This window comes from Mycobacterium sp. KBS0706 (assembly GCF_005938675.2).
GTDB lineage: Bacteria > Pseudomonadota > Alphaproteobacteria > DSM-16000 > Inquilinaceae > Inquilinus.
This window is the reverse complement of sequence record NZ_VCCH02000037.1, coordinates 57,084-75,068: the sequence shown is the minus strand read 5'-3', so window position 1 is coordinate 75,068 and position 17,985 is coordinate 57,084. Positions and strand designations below refer to the sequence as shown.

The window sequence follows — 17,985 nt, the reverse complement described above, 5'->3', positions numbered from 1 at the left end:
GGCAATCCAGAAGATGTCGACGCTCTCTGGATGCCCGGGTCCAGCCTGGGCATGACAACAAGGGGGCTGACGGCGAAGGCCCCCGCCCCTACTTCGCCTCCGGCAACACCTCGACCGTGGCCGTCATGCCCGAGGCCAGCAGAACGCCGTCCGGCACCTTGTCGATCGCGATCCGCACCGGGATGCGCTGGGCCAGGCGGACCCAGCTGAAGGTCGGGTTCACGTCGACGATCTGGAAGGTCGGGTTGAGCGCGATCTCGCGGTCGGCGATGGCGCGGTCGATGCTCTCGACATGGCCTTGAAGCGGCGTCGACACGCCCATCAGCCGGATCTCGACCTTGTCGTTCGGTTGGATGCGCGGGATCTTCGTCTCCTCGAAATAGCCGCGCACATGGAAGCTGTCGGAATCGATGATCGCCATCACCTGCTTGCCCGCCGCGGCGTAGTCGCCCTGCCGCAGGATCAGCGTCGAGATGAATCCGTTGGCCGGCGACCGCACCGTGGCGCGCTCGAGGTCCAGCTTGGCCGTGTCCAGCGCCGCCTGGTCCTGCTCGACCTCCGCGCGTGCCGCCCGGGCCGCCGATTCCGCCTGCTGCTGGGCCTCGACCGAGATGGCGTTGAGGCCCAGCTTGGCCCGGCGAGCGGCATCCGCCTCCAGCTGGTCGGCCTGCGCCATCTGGCTGTCGAGCGTGGCCTGGGCGCGCTGGATCGCCAAAGTGAAGCGGTCCGGGTCGATCACGAACAGCACATCGCCCTTGCGCACCTCCTGGTTGTTGACGACGTGCAGCTCGGTGACCAGGCCGGACACGTCCGGCGCCACCAGCACGATCTCAGCCGCCACCCGGGCGTCCCGGGTCCAGGGGCTGTCGATGTAGTACTGCCACAGCAGCACGCCAGCGAAGACGGCGCCTGCCGCCACGACCAGGGTGATGACGACGCGCAGCGCGAGGGTTGCGTATTTCATGGCTCTCTTCCCCTCACATCGTCAGCGCGACAAGGGCGGTCAGGATGATCACGAGCATAGACAGGTCGAACAGCGCCGGATGCCAGATCCAGCGATAGGCGCCGACGCGCCCGAGGACGAAGCGCAGCAGGCCGGTCAGCGCCAATGCGACCACGAGATAGCCGAGCATCGGCGAGAGATAGACGCCGGCGAGGTCGAGTTCCTTGATCATGGTATCGGGGCCAGCAGGTCTTGGATCAGCGCCGGACCATCGGTCTGCGGCAGGGCGAAGAATTCGGATTGCCAGGTCAGCGTCACCCGGAGCGCGGTGACCGAGACCAGGGCGGTGACGGCGTTGCGGTCGATGTCGAGCGCCTGCAAGGCTTCGCCGGCCCGAGCCAGCGCCGCCATCGCCTCGGGCCCGCTGGCGCCACGCCGGCGCCAAGCCTGGCCGAAATGCGCCGCCAGCGCGGCCAGCGCCGCCTCCACCGTCCGGGCCGCGGGCGGCGGCAGCCGGGACGTCAGGCGGCGCAGGATCATGATGTTGTGGCCGATCCGCAGGCTGGCCAGGCTGCCGTGCAGGATCGGTCGGTCGCCGGGCGCGGCGTGGTCGAGCCGCGAGAACAGCCCGTTGATGCGGTCGAACATCCGGCTTTCGAACTCGGCCTGCGACGGGTCTGGGTTCGTGGCGATGCTCGACAGGTCGGCCATGATGCCGGTGACAAAGCGCTGCGCCATCCAGCGCACGCCGAACGGCCGGGTCAGGCGAAACAGCAGCACGGCGAGGGCGATGCCGGCCAGGGTGGCAAGGCCGTTGTTGACCGCGCCGGCGAAGTCGAGCGAGGCGCGGTCGGACAGCCCCAGCATGGTCAGGAAGTTGATGCACAACAGCAGCATCGAGGTGCCGACCCGCGGCACCGACATCAGGCTGCCCGCCGGCACCAGCACCAAGGCGAGCACCAGGGCCAGCATGCCGAAGCCGTCGACCCGGGGCAGCACCAGCGCGAAATAGATCAGGTAGATGACGAAGGCGACCGCCGCCATCCGCAGGAATTCCTTGGCCGGCAGGGCCGGCTCGTCCGCGCCCGAGAAGAAGCCGAACACCACCACCAGGATGGTCGCGGCCGCGGCCCCGTTGGGCCAGGCGGTCAGGATCCAGAAGCTGCAGCTGACCACGAGCGCGATGAAGGCGGTGATGCCGGCCATGATCGCGGCGGCCTGGTCGCGGTGCCGGCTAATCGACGGCGCCGACCGAATCGTGCGCGGCCGGGTGCCGGCGGCGACATCGTCGCGCAGCCGCCGGCAGTCGTCGCGCAACGTCAGCACGTCCTGCAGCCGGTCCAGCAGGATGCGGACGATCATGGCGGTCTGGCTCTGCCGCAGCTCCTGCAGCGACGGCTGCAGCGTGTCGATCAGGCGCCGGGCGGCGCCGATGCTCTCATCGCCGTCCGGCTGGGCGGGCCCCAACGACCGGTCCGTGATTCGCGCCACCGCCTCGAAGGCCGGGCGGATCGCCTGCCACCGCGCCGGGTCGCGGAAGCGCAGCAGCCGGCCGCGCTCCTGAATCGACACCAGCACGGCGAGATAGGTGAACAGTCGGCCCTGGAGCTGGCGCACCACGTCGTTGGCCAGCCGGATCGCCCTGGTGTCGAACACGGCATGGGCGCGCAGCGTCTCCAGCGCCACCGCATCGGCGATCAGCCGGGCGCGGTCGGCCTGGGGCGGCTCGTCCGTGCCCTCGGCCCGCAGGATGCAGACCGCCCATGTCGCCGTGGCCGCCAGCAGCGCCTCGATCCGGCCCAGCAGCACCGGCCCGACCGGGCGCGGCAGCACGACGGCGCTGAGCACCCCGGCGCAGGAGATCGCCAGCAGGATCTCGACGCAGCGATTGGTGGCGACGTCGAACACAGTCAGGGGCGCAGTGATCGATGGGAAGCCGATGATCGCGGCGGTATATCCCGCCAGCAGCGGCGCATAGGCCCCGGGCGCGTCGCGCAGCATCACCGAGACATAGATGCAGCAGCCGAACCACAGCGCGCTGGCCAGCACGAACAGCTCGCGCGCCTGGGCGAACAGGGCGACGAAGGTGACGCTGGCCAGCACCCCGGCGGCGGTGCCGAGCACGCGGTAGACGCTCTTCGACAGCATCATGCCGGTCAGCGGCTGCGACACGATGTAGACGGTCAGCATCGCCGTGCCGGGCGAGGACAGGTTCAGGCGCAGCGAGATCCAGGCGGCCAGGATCGCGGCGCTGAAGGTGCGCAGCGAGAACACGCCGTCACGCCAGGTCGGCCAGTCCATTCGTTCCCCCGACAGGCCTAGCGGCCGCCCTCCGGCTCGGACCGGCCGGCGGCGATGTTGCCCTCGATCCGGCCCAGCAGGCCGAGACACAGCATCATATCCTCGTCGGGGACGCCAGCCAGCAGGCGCTCGCGCACCTCGGCCGCGACGCCGCGGATGCCTTCGACCAGGGTGCGGCCGTCCTCGGTCAGGTGCACCGCCTTGGCGCGGCGGTCGGCCTCGTCCTCGCGCCGCTCGATCAGCCCCTGGCTCTCGAGCGAGTCGAGCAGGCGGACCAGCGACGGCCCCTCGATGCCGAGGCTCTCCGCCAGGTCGCGCTGGCGGATGCCATCGCCCAGGCGGGAGATGTGCGCCAAAGGCTGCCAGGTGGCGGCGCTGAGCCCATAGCGGCCGAGCGCCTCGTCGACCTCGCGCCGCCACAGCCGGCCGACGAGGAACAGGCGGAACCCGAAATCGTCCCGGGCGGTGGAAGGGGTGGTTGGCATGGGCAATTTATTAGGATGCTCATTATTAGACTCGCTGCGCAATTGCCGCATGCCAGTCCTTACCAAGGATCGCGCCTCACGCCGCGGCGCGCTTCGCCGCCTCCATCGTCCGGCGGATCCGCACCGCCTCGGTCTCCTCGATCGCGACGTCGTCCCAGCGCACCACGGTCCCGGCCGCCACCGGCCGCACCAGCTTGACCTTATGGGCCAGGCCGATCGGCAGGGCGCCGGTCGCGAGCGAATCCTCCGCCCGCATGATCCGGCCCCAGACCGTATAGCCACCCTCGCCGTCCAGCATCTCGCCAGCGGCGAGCGGCTTCTTGGCCACCGCGACCGCATCGGCGCGGAAACCGGTCGGGCTGCCGGTCGCCTCCTGCCGCAGCGCCGCCGAGGCGACGCTGACGCCGAGCTCGAGGCCGATGAAATGCACCGTCCGGTACAGCGCGCCGTAGCGGCCGGAGGGGTCGGTGGTGATGGCGTATTCGCGGAAGCAGCGGCGGGTATAGGCGGCGCGGGTGTCGTCGTCGCCGGCCTCGAACACGACATAGACGCCCCAGCGCAAATCGTTGACCACCTGTCGTCCGTCGCGCTCCAGGCTGGTCACCACCTCGACCATGCCGCTGCGCTCCAGCACGCCGCCGGCCTCGCGCGGCCGCAGCACCCGGGCGAGGTCATGCGCGCCCGCCGGCGGGAACAGCAGCCCGTCGCGCGGCGCCACCAGGCCGGTGGCGTTCGAGATCGCCGCCATCTCGATCGCCGACTTCGTGCCGTCGATGAAGGAGTTGAACATCTGCGGGTTCATGCCGCCGGCCCGCGCCTCCTCGTCGGTGATGCCGAAATGGCCCCAGACCGTGTCGGGCGTGGATTGGTGGTAGGTCGGCAGATACTTGGTGCCCTTGCCGGCGGCCACCACGCGGAAGCCGCAGGTCTCGGCCCAGTCGACCAGCTCGCAGACCAGCGCCGGCTGGTCGCCATAGGCCAGGCTGTAGACCAGCCCCGCCCGTCGAAACTGTTCGGCCAGATAGGCGCCGGCCAGCACGTCGGCCTCGACATTCACCATGACGATGTGGCGGCCGTTCTCGGCCGACAGCAACGCGTGGCGGATGCCGGCCGCCGGGCTGCCGGTGGCGTCGACCACGACATCCAGCCCGCCGGCCCGGATCAGCGCCTCGGCATCCTCAGTGACATAAGTCCGGCCGGTCTTGCGGGCATCGTCGAAGGAGGCGGCCAGGGCCGCCTCGGCATCCCAGCCGGTGTTGGCCAGCGCCTGTCGCGCGCGCTCCGCCGACAGGTCGGCGACGCCCAGCAGGTGCAGCCCGGTGGTGGTGCGCAGCTGCGCCAGGAACATCGAGCCGAACTTGCCGGCGCCAATCAGCCCGACGCGGACCGGCCGGCCCTCGGCGGCGCGCTGCCGCAGCTTGGTCGCGAGATTCATGGGACCTCCCCGGCGCAGGAAGAAGGCTCAGTGGCTCCGGCCGTCGATCGGGATCGTGGTGACGGTGGTCAGGTCGATGCCGTCGAGGCAGCGGACATTGATCGCGACCATCTCGGTGCCGTCAGGCTTGCGGCCGCGGGCAAAGGATTCGATGCCGCAGCTCGGGCAGAACAGGTGGTGGATCACCTTCTTGTTGAACTGGTAGTCGGCCAGCCCGTCGCCGCCCGACAGCAGGGTGAAGTGGTCGGGCGTGACGAAGGTCAGCATCAGGCCGCGCTTCTGGCAATGCGAGCAGTTGCAGCTCAGCACCTGCGCCAGGTCGGTCTCGGCCCGGTAGCGCACGGCGCCGCAATGGCAACCGCCCTCATAGGTCTTGGCTTCGGGCATGGGGCGTTCCTCCGGCTCTTTGGATCGCCGTGAATCACGGCGGCGTTCGGGCAGAAGAGTCGCCCGAGAGTTCCGGCCTGTCCACCGGGATCGAGACGCTGCCGAGCCGTCGCAGCCTATGCCGGCTCCTCGCCCATGAGCTCGGCGTGAGGCGCTTCGGTCGCCTCGTCCGCCGGGACCATGCACTCGATGCGGAGTTCCTGGGCCGCGACCGTCCGGGGCGTGCCGACGGTCGTGACCAGGGAAAAGTAGTTGAGCACCCTGCCGTCCTTGACCAGGCCGATCGGGATGACCGGCGTCGGGCCCTGGATGTCTGCCGCCGAGAGGGACGCCCAGGCGGGCTCGACGTCCGGATAGGCCATGAGCGCCGCCAGCAGCCCCTTGATCTTGTCGTCGATGACGCGTCCCACGGCTTCGCGATGGACACGCTGGATCAGGCTTTCCGCGACGGCCGGCCAATCGGCGATGCAGGGGCGCAGGCCGCCCGGGTCGAACAGCAGGTGCAGCATGTTGCGCGGCGCCCTGCGCGCGGACAGATCCGTGAACCGGCTGAAGAAGCGCGGGGCGGATCGGTTGGTCATGAGCACGTTCCAATAGCGATCCATGACCAGGGCCGGAAACGGTTCATGCTGGCGGAGCATGCGCTCCAGGGCGTTGGTAATGCTGCGCATCTCCGGGCCGTCCCAGGCGCCGTCGGGATAGACCGGCGCGTAGCCGCCGGCCAGGAGCAGCGTGTTCCGGTCGCGCAGAGGCATGTCCAGCGCAGTGGCGATGTCGATCAGCATCTGGCGGCTGGGCGCGCTGCGCCCGACCTCGATGAAGCTGAGATGCCGCTGCGACACGCCGGTGTCGAGCGACAGCTCCAGCTGGCTCTTGCGGCGCAGATCGCGCCAATGCCGCAGCAGGGCGCCGACTTGGCCGCCGCGCGGCCTGGCAATCGGATCCTGCATGGGCATGGCGGGACTCCCTAGAAGCGACCGATCAGGATCGCCAGGCATGCGGCCGCAAGACATCGTCGAGCGGCGGCCGGGTCATGGTGCCGGCATAGTTGGTGATGATCGAGGCGGCGGTCACGGCCAGCACCTCCAGCGCCTGCTCCCGGCGGAATCCGGCAGCGACGAAGGTTGCGAGATCATCACCGCCGACATGGCCGCGCGTCTCGATCAGCCTCCGGGCCAGGCCGGACAGGGCGGCCAGTCGGCCGTCGGCAGGGACACCCCGCCCGCGCATCGCCTCGACATCGGCGGGTGTGAGCCCCTCCTTCAGGGCCAGCATGGTGTGGAACGCCACCGCCCAATCGCAGGCATTGGCGACCGCATTTGTCAGCAGCAGGGCCTGGATCTCGGCCTCGGTGAAGGTGCCGGAATGGACCTGCTGGAACAGGCCGATGAAGGCCTTGATCAGCTCCGGCGAATTCGCCATGGCCCCCGCGAGGTCGGGGACCATGCCGAAGGTCTTCTCGAGGTGCTCGAGAACCGGCCGCGCCGTCTCGGGCGCCGTGGCGATGGTGTGGATCGGATAGGATGGCATGGTGGCTCCTCTCGATGCCGAGCGAACGGGATCGCCCGTGTCGAGGGAGAGCAAAGCCGATTGGCGGAGGCGGCCCAACTACCTCCCAGGTCATAGGGTCTGGAGCCGACCGACCCTCAGCCCTCTCCGACCCCGTACTCCAGCGCCGCATCGGCCAGCCAGTCCCAGAGATACTGGGCGAAGGAGCGGCGGACATAGATCCGCAGCCGCGGCGCGCCGTCCATATCGTCGGTGCGGTGCAGGACGACGTCGGCCTGGACGATCATGCTCTGCGCCACCGACCCGGCCGGGAAGGCGCGCGGATGCAGGTCGAGCGGGCAGCCCTTGGCCAGCACATCCAGCGCCTTCGGCCCGGCCAGCGCGAGCACCGTCCAGTTGTCGGTGACATTGGTGACCGCGAAATGCCGGCCGGCCAAAGCGCCCAGCAGCCGGGATGCCAGGTCGGCCTCGCGGTCCACCCCGCCGACCACCAGCCATTCGGTCGGTCCGAGCCACAAAGCCGCGGCGCCATCAGCCACGGCGATGCCCGGCCGCGCCGGCAGGTCGAGCCCGAGGGCGCCGGCCGCCGCCGCGCCAAAGCCCGGATCGGACAGGTCGCCGCGCAGGTTCAGCTTGGCCTCATGCGCGATTTCGGCCAGCCGGACGCCAGGATTGGCCGGCGCCACCAGCGGCCGGACCAGCCCCGTGGTCGCCGAGCGCCGGGCCGGAGCCTCATCGGGGACGGCCATGGTGTCAGGCATGCAGGCGCCCTCCCTCGGGGTCGACGAAGACCGGCTTCACCACCTTGGCCACAATGGTGCGGTCGGGCATGGCGATGTGCACCGTGCCGTCGAGCCGCCCCGACCCGCCCTTGACCATCGCCAGCGCGATCGACCGGTCCAGGTTCGGGCTCCAGTAGCTCGAGGTCACATGGCCCAGCATCGGCACCGGCGGGGCGCCCGGGTTGGCAGTGTCGATGATGTGCGCCCCCTCCTCCAGCACCAGCTTCGGGTCGTCGGTCAGGAGGCCGACCAGCTGCTTGCGGTCGGACCGCGCCGTGTCGGCCCGGTCGAGCGAGCGCTTGCCGATAAAGTCCGGCTTCTTCTTGCCGACGATCCAGTCCATGCCCAGGTCGCCCGGGGTGGTGGTGCCGTCGGTCTCCTGGCCGACGATGATGAAGCCTTTCTCGGCGCGCAGGACATGCATCGCCTCGGTGCCGTAGGGCACCAGGTCCAGCCCCTGCCCGGCCGTCTCGATCGCCTCGATCAGCGCCAGGCCATAGGCGGCCGGAACGTTGATCTCGTAGGACAGCTCGCCGGTGAAGGAGATGCGGAACACCCGCGCCGCCAGCCCGGCCACGGTGCCCTCGCGCATGGTGAGATGCGGGAAGGCCTCGTTCGACAGGTCGAGGTCGGTCAGCCGCGACAGCAGCTCGCGGCATTTCGGGCCGGAGATGGTCGCGACCGCCCATTGCTCGGTGGCCGAGGTCAGGAACACCTTGAGGTCTGGCCATTCGGTCTGCAGCCATTCCTCGAGCCAGGCGAGGATGGTGGCGGCGCCGCCGGTGGTGGTGGTCATGTGGAAATGGTCGTCGGCGAGGCGCGTGGTGACGCCGTCATCCTTGACCATGCCGTCCTCGCCCAGCATCAGGCCGTAGCGGCAGCCGCCGATCGCCAGCTTGGCCCAGGCGTTGGTGTAGACGCGGTTCAGGAACTCCGCCGCATCCGGCCCCCGGACGTCGATCTTGCCGAGCGTCGTGGCGTCCATCACGCCGACCGAGGTGCGGGCGGCCTTGACCTCGCGGTTCACCGCCGCATGCATGTCCTCGCCCGGCTTCGGGAAGTACCAGGCGCGCTTCCAGCCGCCGCCGACATTCTCGAACACCGCGCCGTGCTTCTCGGCCCAGCTGTGCATCGGGGTGCGGCGGATCGGGGCGTACAGCGCCTTGACCCCGCGCCCGGCGATGGCGCCGAAGGTGACCGGGGTGTAGGGCGGGCGGAAGGTGGTGACGCCGATCTCCGGGATCGTCTTGCCCATGGTCTGGGCGACGATGCCGAGGGCGTTGACGTTGCCGGTCTTGCCCTGGTCGGTGGCCATGCCGGTGGTGGTGTAGCGCTTGACGTGCTCGACCGAGACCATACCCTCGCGCAGCGCCAGCCGGATGTCCTTGGCGGTGACGTCGTTCTGGAAATCGACGAAGGCGCGCACCGCATTGGCCGGCCGGTCCGACGGGATGGACCACAGCGGCCGGTCGTCGGCGGCCGCCGGCTCCTCCTGCGCGGTCGCGACCGGCGGCACCGCCAGCGGCACCGGGGACAGCCCGGCGGCCGAGGCCGCCGCGGCGCCGGCCACCAAGCCCTCCTGTAGCGCTTCGGCGAAGCGCAGCGTGCCGGCGCATCCGCCGGCCGAGCGCTCGGCCTGGAAGGACTGGCCGGGCATGAAGGTCGACCGCGCCTCGTCCCAGCGCAGCCGGCCGCGCGACTGCGACTGCAGGTTCAGCACCGGGTTCCAGCCGCCCGACATGGCGACGGCGTCGCAGGAAATGGTGGTCTCGGCGCCGCGCCGCACCGACTGGCCGTCGGCGGCCAGCGGCATCAGCCGCACCTCGTTCACCCTGAGGCGGCCGGAGGTGCCGACCACGGCGTGGCCGGCATAGACCGGCAGGCCGGCGGCCCGCGCCGCCCGCACCAGCGGCCCGTCCGGGTCCGGCCTTGTGTCGACGATCGCCGGCACGGCGACGCCGGCGGCGGCGAGGTCGAGGGCGGTGGCATAGGCGCTGTCGTCGCCGGTGGCGACCACGACCTTCTCGCCGACCTTGACGCCCCAGCGGTGCAGATAGGCCCGGGCGGCGCCGGCCAAGAGGATGCCGGGCCGGTCGTTCTCGGCGAAGACCAGGCTGCGCTCGATCGACCCAGTGGCCAGCACCACCTGTTTCGCCCGCACCTTCCACAGGCGCTGCCGCGGCGTTCCGGCCGGCACCGCATGCGGCGCGATGTGGTCGCTGGTGCGCTCCAGCAGGCCCAGCCAGTTGTGGCCGTAATAGCCGAAGGCGGTGGTGCGCGGCAGCACCCGGACATCGGGCATCGACGCCAGCTCGGCCACCGTCGCCTCGACCCAGTCGAGCGCGCCTGTGTCACCGATCGACGCGGTCGGCTCCGACCGCAGCCAGCCGCCGAAGCGCGGCTGGTCCTCGGCCAGGATCACCCGGGCGCCGGCACGGGCGGCAGCCAGGGCGGCGCCGAGACCGGCGAGGCCGCCGCCGACCACCAGCACGTCGCAATGCGCGTTGACATGGTCGTAGCGGTCCGGGTCGGGCTGGCGCGGCGAGACGCCGAGGCCGGCGGCCTTGCGGATGAAGCGCTCGTAGACCATCCAGGCCTTGGGCGACCGCGGCCACATGAAGGTCTTGTAGTAGAAGCCGGCCGGGATCAGCGGCGCGAACAGGTCGTTGACCGCCTGGAAGTCGAAGCGCAGCGACGGCCAGCGGTTCTGGCTGCGCGCCACGAGGCCGTCGAACAGCTCGACCTGGGTGGCGCGGCTGTTCGGGTCGGTCCGCGCCGCGTCCGGCCCCAGCTGGACCAGCGCGTTCGGCTCCTCCGGCCCGGCCGAGATCACGCCGCGCGGCCGGTGGTACTTGAAGCTGCGGCCCATCAGGTGGACGCCGTTGGCCAGCAGGGCCGAGGCCAGCGTGTCGCCCTCATAGCCGCGATAGGAGGTGCCGTCGAAGGCGAAGGCGACGCCCTGGCTGCGGTCGATATCGGCGCCGCGGCCGACCAGGCGGTAGCGTTGGGTCATGGTCTAGGAGCCGGAAGCGCTGGCGGGATCGACCAGCGGCGTGTTGGCGGTGCCCCGCGCCGGCTCGCCGGACGGGGTCGGGATGGACTGGCCGTCGATCGCGGGCGGCGGTTCGCCGGGGCCGTAGACCGCCAGGATCTCGTCGGTCGCGGTATTGCGGGCGATGTTGAACCAGCGCCGGCAGCCATGGATATGGACCCAGCGCTCGTAATGCAGCCCCTTAGGGCTGGAGCGCATGAAGACGTAGTCGGCCCATTCGGCGTCGGTCAGCTCGGCCGGGTTGGCCGGACGGCGGATATGGGCCTCGCCGCCGCAGCGGAACTCGCGCTGGTCCCGCGGGCCGCACCAGGGGCAGTCGATCAGGAACATGGCTACCTCAATGCGCCACGGCGGCGGCGCCGTGCTCGGCCACCAGCGCGCCGGAGCTGAAGCGGTCCAGCGCGAAGGGCGCGGCGATGGCGTTCGGCTCGCCGCGGGCAACGGTGTGGGCGAAGACATGGCCCGAACCGGGCGTCGCCTTGAACCCGCCGGTGCCCCAGCCGCAGTTGATGAACAGGTTCTCGACCGGGGTCCTGCCGATGATCGGGCTGGCGTCCGGCGCCACGTCGACGATGCCGCCCCATTGCCGCAGCATGCGCATGCGGCTGAAGATCGGGAACATCTCGACGATCGCCGCCAGCGTCTCCTCGATGATGGCGAAGCCGCCGCGCTGGGAATAGGAGACATAGCCGTCGATGCCGGCACCGATCACCAGCTCGCCCTTGTCGGACTGGCTGACATAGGCGTGCACCGCGTTCGACATGACGACGCAGTCGAGCACCGGCTTGATCGGCTCGGACACCAGCGCCTGCAGCGGGTGGCTCTCCAGCGGCAGGCGGAAGCCGGCGAGGTTGGCCAGGACCGAGCTGTGGCCGGCCGCCACCACCCCAACCTTGCCGGCGCCGATATAGCCGCGCGTGGTCTCGACCCCGACGACGCGCCCGTGCTCGGTTCGGAAGCCGGTGACCTCGCAGTTCTGGATGATGTCGACGCCCCGGCTGTCGGCACCGCGGGCATAGCCCCAGGCGACCGCGTCGTGCCGCGCCGTGCCGGCCCGGCGCTGCACCGTGCCGCCATAGACCGGGAAGCGGATGGTCGGGTCCGGGTTCAGGGCGGGGCAGAACTCCAGCACCTGCTCGCGGGTCAGCCAGTCGCTGTCGATGCCGTTCAGCCGGTTGGCGTGCAGCCGGCGCATCAGCTCGCGCGCCTCATGCGGGTCGTGGCATATGTTCATCACGCCGCGCTGGCTGAACATGACGTTGTAGTTGAGGTCGGCCGACAGGCCCTCCCACAGCTTCAGCGCGTGCTCATAGATGAAGGCCGAGGCGTCGTAGAGGTAGTTGGAGCGGACGATGGTGGTGTTGCGGCCGGTGTTGCCGCCGCCGATCCAGCCCTTCTCCAGCACCGCGACATTGGTGATGCCGTGCTCTTTCGCCAGGTAGTAGGCGGTGGCCAGGCCATGGCCGCCACCGCCGACGATGACGACATCATAGGCGGGCTTGGGATCGGGCGAGCGCCACGCCTTCTGCCAGCCTTCATGGTGCGACAGTGCTTGGCGCGCGAGGGAGAAGATGGAGTAGCGCGACATCGATCCGGGCGGGTCCTGAATGAGCGTGGCATGGTGCAGAGCCGGCCGAGGCGGCGCGAGCTTAGGCGCGACACGCAGGCGTCGCCCAGCGCCAAGAGCGCAAGGGGTGGCGAGAGTTGCCTCCCGCCTTCCCCTCGTCGTCATTCCCGCGAAAGCGGGAATCTCTTTCCGCTTGAGTCTCGACGAGATCCCCGTTTTCGCGGGGATGGCAGGGATTTGTAGAGGCTGGCTCTCTTAATCGGCCGGAATCTCTCGCCCGCGGCCGACGCGGCGCAGCATCTCGATCAGCTCGGGCTGCTCGTCGCGGACCCGGCGGTATTGCGGGCGCAGCGCGTCGCGCAGCCGGCCCTTGGTGCCCAGCGCCGCCTCGGCGTAGTCGATCATCACCGTGTTCGGCCAGGCCTGCGGCCGGATCGCCGCCAGCCGCGCCACCGAGGCCTCCTCCTCGCCCGGATGGCGCTGGGCGATCAGCATCAGCATCGAGGCGGTCGAGCGCGACACACCCATATGGCAATGCACCAGCAGGTGGCGCAGGCTTTCGCCCTCCAGCGCCATCGCCTCGCCGAACTCCAGGATCTCGGCGACATGGCCGGGGGTCGGGAAGATGTGGCCCGGCATCTCGTCGATGATGTCGTGGAAGCGCAGGTCGAGGCGGCGATGCGGTGTGAAGCCGTCGAAATAGGTCTCGGCCGGGGTGCCCGGATCGGCGATCGACAGCACATGGGTGACGCCGGCGGCACGGAAGCCGGCAATCTCCTCCAGGCCGCAGACGGTGAGATGTCGGTCGGGGTGCAGCAGCATCGGATCGTCCTCGGAATCGGGGTTGCACTGTCCCGTCCAGTCGCCGCCGGGTCAAACGCCGATGCCGGGCCTCAGCCGTGCGGGCGGGTCATGTGGGCCAACGGCAGGGCCGGAGCCGCCCCCTCACCCGAAATCGCTCCGCGATTTCGACCTCTCCCCAAGGAGAGGTGAAGCAAGCCGGCCCATTCCCCTCTCCTCGGGGAGAGGGAGGGACCCGCGCGCGAAGCGCGTGGGAGGGTGAGGGGGAGAGCCGGCCTCGACCGGGCTAAAACAACCCCTCGATCTGGCCGCTCTCGTTCAGCCGGATGGCGTTGGCGGCCGGTGTCCGGGGCAGGCCCGGCATGGTCATGATCTCGCCGCAGATTGCCACCAGGAACTCCGCCCCCGCCGACAGGCGCAGCTCGCGCACCGGCACCACATGGTGCGACGGCGCGCCCTTCAGCGCCGGGTCAGTGGAGAAGCTGTACTGGGTCTTGGCGACGCAGACCGGGAAATGGCCGTAGCTCTTCTGGTACTGGGCGAACTGGTCGCGCACCCGCTTGTCGGCGATGATGTCGTCGGCGCCGTAGATCGAGGTCGCGATCGTCCGCATCTTCTCCCACAGCGGCAGGTCGTCGTCGTACAGGGTGCGGAACTGGGAATGATCGTCGGCCAGGGCGGCGACCTTGTGCGCCAGCTCGACCGTGCCGGCGCTGCCGTCCGACCAATGGCTGCAGACCTGCGCCTCCACCCCGTGCTCGGCGCAATAGTCGCGCACCGCCTGCAGCTCGGCCTCGGTGTCGGCGACGAAGCGGTTGACCGCGACCACCGCCGGCACTCCGAACTGGCCGACATTGCGGATATGGCGGCCGAGATTGGCCAGGCCCTTCTTCAGCGCCGCCACATTCTCGTTCCCGAGATCGTCCTTGGCCACGCCGCCATGCATCTTCAGCGCCCGCACGGTGGCGACGATCACCACCGCCGCCGGCTTCAGCCCGGCCTTGCGGCACTTGATGTCGAAGAATTTTTCCGCCCCGAGATCGGCGCCGAAGCCGGCCTCGGTGACGACGTAGTCGGCCAGCTTCAGTGCCGTCTTGGTCGCCATCACCGAGTTGCAGCCATGGGCGATGTTGGCGAAGGGGCCGCCATGGACGAAGGCCGGGTTGTTCTCCAGCGTCTGCACCAGGTTCGGCATGAAGGCGTCCTTCAGCAGCACGGTCATCGGCCCGTCCGCCTTCAGGTCCTTCGCCGTGACCGGCTTGCGGTCGTGCGACTGGGCCACGACGATCCGGCCCAGCCGCGCCTCCAGGTCGCCCAGGCTCTTCGACAGGCAGAAGATCGCCATCACCTCCGAGGCCACGGTGATGTCGAAGCCGTCCTCGCGCGGGAAGCCGTTGGCGGCGCCGCCCAGGCTGGTGACGATCGACCGCAGCGCCCGGTCGTTCATGTCCATCACCCGGCGCCAGGTCACCCGGCGGGTGTCGATGTTGAGCGCGTTGCCCCAGTATATGTGGTTGTCCAGCAGCGCCGACAGCAGGTTGTGGGCGCTGCTGATGGCGTGGAAGTCGCCGGTGAAATGCAGGTTGATCTGCTCCATCGGCACCACCTGGGCGTGGCCGCCGCCGGCGGCGCCGCCCTTGATGCCGAAGCAGGGGCCCAGCGACGGCTCGCGCAGGCAGATCGCCGCCTTCTTGCCGATCCGGTTCAGCCCGTCGCCGAGCCCGACCGTGGTGGTGGTCTTGCCCTCCCCTGCCGGGGTCGGGGTGATGGCGGTGACCAGGATCAGCTTGCCGTCGGGCCGGCCGTCGAGCCCGTCGATGAAGCCGGGCGTCAGCTTGGCGATGTGCGGACCGTAGGGGTAGAGGGCGTCCGCGGGGATGCCGAGCGTCGCGCCGACCTCCGCGATCGGCCGCAGCGTCGCGGCCCGCGCGATCTCGATATCCGACGGTGCCGCCATGTCCGAGCCCCCCAAGGCTGTTTTTGCAGGAATCGTCCCATAGCATCCGCGGCACCGCCGCGTCTTCGGCGACGTGCTCCGGTCTGGCTGCGACGTGCCCGGCTGCGGCGGCTCCAGCCATGCGTCCAGCGGATCGCACCATATGCTCACCGTCGCAAGTAGCCTCTTTGTCGAATTTGCGACCCGTGCTACCGATTCGTCACAACAAGGCGTGCATATCGCCGGGAGGCATTGAGAGCATGGGCCAGGATCCAGCCTTCGACACCGAGACGATCGGCTTTCTGCTGATCCCGCAGTTCTCGATGATCGCCTTCACCTCGGCTGTCGAGCCGCTGCGCATCGCCAACCGCATGGCCGGCAAGCCGCTGTACCGCTGGACGGTGCTGTCCAAGGACGGCCAGGCGGTCAAGGCCAGCAACGGCATCAGCGTCGGCGTCGACAGCTCGCTGGCCGAACTCAGCCGCCAGTCCGGCGTGTCCAGGCCGCTCGACATGATCTTCGCCTGCTCCGGCCTCGGCATCGAGCGCTATCGCGACGACGAGGTCTTCGCCTGGCTGCGCCGGGCCGAACGGCAGGGGGTGGGCATCGGCGCGCTGTGCACCGGCTCGCACTTGCTGGCCCGGGCCGGGCTGCTCGGCGGCTATCGCTGCGCCATCCATTGGGAGAACCTGCCGGGCTTCGCCGAGACCTTCCCCGAGATCCCGGTGTCGAGCGATTTGTTCGAGGTCGACCGCAAGCGCTACACCTGCTCCGGCGGCACCGCGGCGATCGACATGATGATGCACCTGATCGCGCTGCGGCAGGGCCGCGACCTGGCGACCAAGGTGTCCGAGCAGTGCCTGGTCGACCGCATCCGCAGCCCGCACGACCGCCAGCGCCTGCCGCTGCGGGCGCGGTTGGGCGTGCACAATCCGAAGCTGGTCTCGGCGATCGAGCTGATGGAGGCGAACATCGCCGAGCCGCTGCCGCAGGAGGAACTGGCGGCCCATGTCGGCCTGTCGCGCCGGCAGCTGGAGCGGCTGTTCCGCAAGCAGCTCGGCCACAGCCCGGCGCATTACTATCTCGAGCTGCGCCTGGAGCGGGCGCAGCATCTGATCAACCAGAGCGACCTGCCGATCGTCGACCTGGCCCTGGCCTGCGGCTTCGTCTCGGCCTCGCATTTCTCGAAATGCTACCGCCAGCTCTACAGCCGCTCACCCCGCGAGGAACGGGCGAACGCCATCCTGCGTGGCGTGCCGATGCCCGAGCGGCCGGTCCGCCAGAAGGTCTCTGCCTGAGGTCTCCGCTTGACGACGCATTCCAGCTTTGCTGCGCTGCGGTATCTGGGGACTCGCTTCGGAGGGACGATCTGTGCATAGTCCGCGACTTCGCGTAACGGCATCCCGGACCCGAATGCCCGTAGACCGGACCTGGCAGCCCTCTTCGGCCGCCGACCGCCTCGCCGCTGAGACCCATAGCACCCCATGACCCGATTCTATGTGACCGGCACCGACACCGGTGTCGGAAAGACCCTCGCCTGCGCTTGCCTGGCAGCCGCCTGGGACGCCGATTATTGGAAGCCGGTGCAGACCGGCCTGGCCGAGAAGCCGGCGGACACCGCCACCATCGCCGCCCTGACCGGCCTGCCGCCCGACCGGCTGCAGAAGCCCAGCTACGCCTTCCAGGCGCCGCTGGCCCCGGTTGCCGCCGCGGCGCTGGAGGAGAGCGAGATCGACCCGGCCGCGCTGACGCCGGCCTTCTCGCCCCGGCCGCTGCTGATCGAAGGCCCGGGCGGCGGGCTGATGGTGCCGCTGGACTGCTCGACGCTGGCGATCGACCTCTTGGCAGTGTGGCGCTACCCGACCATCGTGGTGGCCCGCAGCGGCCGCGGCACGATCAACCACACGCTGCTCACCATCGAGGCGCTGCGCCACCGCAAGATCCCGATCGCCGGGGTGGTGATGAACGGCCCGCTCAACGCCGGCAACCGCGCCGCGATCGAGAAGCATGGCGGCGTGCCGGTGATCCTGGAGATCCCGGAACTGCCGAAGGTCACCCGCGCGGTGGTCGAGGAACTGGCCCACGCCGTCCCGCCCCTCGGCGAGATCGTGTCGGAGGCCGTGGCGGCCTGACGCCGTCGCGATACCCGCCTCTACTGGACGGGTCTTGCCGCCATGCCCAACTGCTCGGCCACTGCCAGCAGGCGCTTGTCGCGCGTCCAGAGAGAAATCCCTGCCGTCAACCTGACGCCGGCCAGGAGATGCGCGTCGACATAGCCGATGCCGCGACCGAACAGGGCGTGCCGGGCGATGAAGTGCAGCACTTCCTGCTCGGTGGCGACCTCGGCTTGCTGCAGATCCTGCAAGGTTTGCAGGATCAGGTCGCGTTTGTGCAGGCTCCCGAGAGCCAACTCGCCGACGATGAATGGGTGCACCACGACCTGGCCGATATCGAGCAGATGGGCCAGGACGTCGTCAGTCGATCGGAGGTGGTCGATCCAGACCGATGTATCGACCAGGATCACACGGGCTCCGTTCGCCGTCGTGGCAGGGGCTCCAGATCGGGCTCGCTTCCGCCCAAAGCCGCCAGCCGCCGCGCGCTCTCCCGGGCGATGAGGGCTTTCAGCGCTTCCCGCACCAGGGCGGATTTCTCCTGCAACCCGGTGAGGGCCTGCGCCTTGGCGAGCAAATCATCGTCGAGGGCGAGTGTCGTCCGCATGGTTGTTTCCCAAGACCGTGAAGCATGAAATTAGGCGTCCTTGATGCCCAATTCAATGCCCCGGCGAGG

Annotated in this window: 18 protein-coding genes; 2 read left to right on the top strand and 16 right to left on the bottom strand. The window is 69.8% G+C overall.

What is annotated here, in order from left to right:
• Nucleotides 1–88: 88 nt before the first annotated feature.
• The 14 genes from FFK22_RS20640 to FFK22_RS20575 all read right to left on the bottom strand — a co-directional run bounded on the left by FFK22_RS20640 (nucleotide 89) and on the right by FFK22_RS20575 (nucleotide 15,219).
• Nucleotides 89–964 carry an HlyD family secretion protein gene (locus tag FFK22_RS20640; protein WP_138889689.1) on the bottom strand — a complete coding sequence of 292 codons (876 nt, stop codon included), beginning with the start codon at nucleotides 962–964 and terminating at the stop codon, nucleotides 89–91.
• 13 nt (nucleotides 965–977) lie between these two features.
• Nucleotides 978–1,175 carry a DUF1656 domain-containing protein gene (locus FFK22_RS20635; protein ID WP_138889688.1) on the bottom strand — a complete coding sequence of 66 codons (198 nt, stop codon included), beginning with the start codon at nucleotides 1,173–1,175 and terminating at the stop codon, nucleotides 978–980.
• On the bottom strand, nucleotides 1,172–3,244 hold the full coding sequence (locus FFK22_RS20630) for an FUSC family protein (protein ID WP_138889687.1): 2,073 nt from the start codon (nucleotides 3,242–3,244) through the stop codon (nucleotides 1,172–1,174). Before FFK22_RS20630 ends, FFK22_RS20635 begins: the two co-directional genes overlap by 4 nt.
• A gap of 17 nt (nucleotides 3,245–3,261) precedes the next feature.
• Entirely contained in the window at nucleotides 3,262–3,729 is a 468-nt protein-coding gene (locus tag FFK22_RS20625; RefSeq protein WP_138889686.1) for a MarR family winged helix-turn-helix transcriptional regulator, read from the bottom strand.
• Nucleotides 3,730–3,805: 76 nt separating this feature from the next.
• The gene (locus FFK22_RS20620) at nucleotides 3,806–5,164 is read right to left on the bottom strand and encodes an NAD(P)H-dependent oxidoreductase (RefSeq protein ID WP_138889685.1); all 1,359 of its coding nucleotides are present in this window, start codon (nucleotides 5,162–5,164) and stop codon (nucleotides 3,806–3,808) included.
• 27 nt (nucleotides 5,165–5,191) lie between these two features.
• Entirely contained in the window at nucleotides 5,192–5,551 is a 360-nt protein-coding gene (locus FFK22_RS20615) for a GFA family protein (protein ID WP_138889684.1), read from the bottom strand.
• Between the two features lie 116 nt (nucleotides 5,552–5,667).
• Nucleotides 5,668–6,507 (bottom strand): helix-turn-helix domain-containing protein, encoded by an 840-nt coding sequence (locus FFK22_RS20610; RefSeq protein WP_138889683.1) that lies wholly within the window; start codon nucleotides 6,505–6,507, stop codon nucleotides 5,668–5,670.
• Between the two features lie 25 nt (nucleotides 6,508–6,532).
• Nucleotides 6,533–7,081 (bottom strand): carboxymuconolactone decarboxylase family protein, encoded by a 549-nt coding sequence (locus FFK22_RS20605; protein WP_138889682.1) that lies wholly within the window; start codon nucleotides 7,079–7,081, stop codon nucleotides 6,533–6,535.
• Between the two features lie 116 nt (nucleotides 7,082–7,197).
• Nucleotides 7,198–7,821, bottom strand: coding sequence for a sarcosine oxidase subunit gamma (locus tag FFK22_RS20600; RefSeq protein WP_138889681.1), 624 nt, complete (start codon nucleotides 7,819–7,821; stop codon nucleotides 7,198–7,200).
• Entirely contained in the window at nucleotides 7,814–10,855 is a 3,042-nt protein-coding gene (locus FFK22_RS20595; protein ID WP_138889680.1) for a sarcosine oxidase subunit alpha family protein, read from the bottom strand. The genes FFK22_RS20600 and FFK22_RS20595 overlap by 8 nt, the downstream gene beginning before the upstream one ends.
• 3 nt (nucleotides 10,856–10,858) lie before the next feature.
• Complete coding sequence (locus tag FFK22_RS20590) at nucleotides 10,859–11,224, bottom strand: sarcosine oxidase subunit delta (RefSeq protein ID WP_138889679.1); 366 nt, start codon at nucleotides 11,222–11,224, stop codon at nucleotides 10,859–10,861.
• 7 nt (nucleotides 11,225–11,231) lie between these two features.
• Nucleotides 11,232–12,482 carry a sarcosine oxidase subunit beta family protein gene (locus tag FFK22_RS20585; RefSeq protein ID WP_138889678.1) on the bottom strand — a complete coding sequence of 417 codons (1,251 nt, stop codon included), beginning with the start codon at nucleotides 12,480–12,482 and terminating at the stop codon, nucleotides 11,232–11,234.
• Between the two features lie 234 nt (nucleotides 12,483–12,716).
• The gene (locus tag FFK22_RS20580; protein ID WP_138889677.1) at nucleotides 12,717–13,283 is read right to left on the bottom strand and encodes a tyrosine phosphatase family protein; all 567 of its coding nucleotides are present in this window, start codon (nucleotides 13,281–13,283) and stop codon (nucleotides 12,717–12,719) included.
• Nucleotides 13,284–13,548: 265 nt separating this feature from the next.
• Entirely contained in the window at nucleotides 13,549–15,219 is a 1,671-nt protein-coding gene (locus FFK22_RS20575; protein ID WP_138889676.1) for a formate--tetrahydrofolate ligase, read from the bottom strand.
• A gap of 239 nt (nucleotides 15,220–15,458) precedes the next feature.
• Between FFK22_RS20575 and FFK22_RS20570 the strand changes: the two genes are divergently transcribed.
• Both FFK22_RS20570 and bioD read left to right on the top strand, forming a co-directional pair.
• Complete coding sequence (locus FFK22_RS20570) at nucleotides 15,459–16,496, top strand: GlxA family transcriptional regulator (RefSeq protein WP_138889675.1); 1,038 nt, start codon at nucleotides 15,459–15,461, stop codon at nucleotides 16,494–16,496.
• Nucleotides 16,497–16,682: 186 nt separating this feature from the next.
• Nucleotides 16,683–17,330, top strand: a complete 648-nt coding sequence (gene bioD / locus FFK22_RS20565) for a dethiobiotin synthase (protein ID WP_138889674.1) — start codon at nucleotides 16,683–16,685, stop codon at nucleotides 17,328–17,330.
• A 20-nt stretch (nucleotides 17,331–17,350) separates the two neighbouring features.
• Here the strand turns inward: bioD and FFK22_RS20560 are convergent, their stop codons facing one another.
• Both FFK22_RS20560 and FFK22_RS20555 read right to left on the bottom strand, forming a co-directional pair.
• Nucleotides 17,351–17,722: a type II toxin-antitoxin system VapC family toxin gene (locus FFK22_RS20560; RefSeq protein ID WP_138889673.1), complete on the bottom strand. Its 372-nt coding sequence runs from the start codon at nucleotides 17,720–17,722 to the stop codon at nucleotides 17,351–17,353.
• Complete coding sequence (locus FFK22_RS20555; protein WP_138889672.1) at nucleotides 17,719–17,916, bottom strand: type II toxin-antitoxin system VapB family antitoxin; 198 nt, start codon at nucleotides 17,914–17,916, stop codon at nucleotides 17,719–17,721. The genes FFK22_RS20560 and FFK22_RS20555 overlap by 4 nt, the downstream gene beginning before the upstream one ends.
• Nucleotides 17,917–17,985: the final 69 nt, after the last annotated feature.

Bases quoted from the DNA above. Each gene is read 5' to 3' on its own strand.
- FFK22_RS20640 (WP_138889689.1), bottom strand. From the start codon at position 964: ATGAAATACGCAACCCTCGCGCTGCGCGTCGTCATCACCCTGGTCGTG.
- FFK22_RS20635 (WP_138889688.1), bottom strand. From the start codon at position 1,175: ATGATCAAGGAACTCGACCTCGCCGGCGTCTATCTCTCGCCGATGCTC.
- FFK22_RS20630 (WP_138889687.1), bottom strand. From the start codon at position 3,244: ATGGACTGGCCGACCTGGCGTGACGGCGTGTTCTCGCTGCGCACCTTC.
- FFK22_RS20625 (WP_138889686.1), bottom strand. From the start codon at position 3,729: ATGCCAACCACCCCTTCCACCGCCCGGGACGATTTCGGGTTCCGCCTG.
- FFK22_RS20620 (WP_138889685.1), bottom strand. From the start codon at position 5,164: ATGAATCTCGCGACCAAGCTGCGGCAGCGCGCCGCCGAGGGCCGGCCG.
- FFK22_RS20615 (WP_138889684.1), bottom strand. From the start codon at position 5,551: ATGCCCGAAGCCAAGACCTATGAGGGCGGTTGCCATTGCGGCGCCGTG.
- FFK22_RS20610 (WP_138889683.1), bottom strand. From the start codon at position 6,507: ATGCCCATGCAGGATCCGATTGCCAGGCCGCGCGGCGGCCAAGTCGGC.
- FFK22_RS20605 (WP_138889682.1), bottom strand. From the start codon at position 7,081: ATGCCATCCTATCCGATCCACACCATCGCCACGGCGCCCGAGACGGCG.
- FFK22_RS20600 (WP_138889681.1), bottom strand. From the start codon at position 7,821: ATGCCTGACACCATGGCCGTCCCCGATGAGGCTCCGGCCCGGCGCTCG.
- FFK22_RS20595 (WP_138889680.1), bottom strand. From the start codon at position 10,855: ATGACCCAACGCTACCGCCTGGTCGGCCGCGGCGCCGATATCGACCGC.
- FFK22_RS20590 (WP_138889679.1), bottom strand. From the start codon at position 11,224: ATGTTCCTGATCGACTGCCCCTGGTGCGGCCCGCGGGACCAGCGCGAG.
- FFK22_RS20585 (WP_138889678.1), bottom strand. From the start codon at position 12,482: ATGTCGCGCTACTCCATCTTCTCCCTCGCGCGCCAAGCACTGTCGCAC.
- FFK22_RS20580 (WP_138889677.1), bottom strand. From the start codon at position 13,283: ATGCTGCTGCACCCCGACCGACATCTCACCGTCTGCGGCCTGGAGGAG.
- FFK22_RS20575 (WP_138889676.1), bottom strand. From the start codon at position 15,219: ATGGCGGCACCGTCGGATATCGAGATCGCGCGGGCCGCGACGCTGCGG.
- FFK22_RS20570 (WP_138889675.1), top strand. From the start codon at position 15,459: ATGGGCCAGGATCCAGCCTTCGACACCGAGACGATCGGCTTTCTGCTG.
- bioD (WP_138889674.1), top strand. From the start codon at position 16,683: ATGACCCGATTCTATGTGACCGGCACCGACACCGGTGTCGGAAAGACC.
- FFK22_RS20555 (WP_138889672.1), bottom strand. From the start codon at position 17,916: ATGCGGACGACACTCGCCCTCGACGATGATTTGCTCGCCAAGGCGCAG.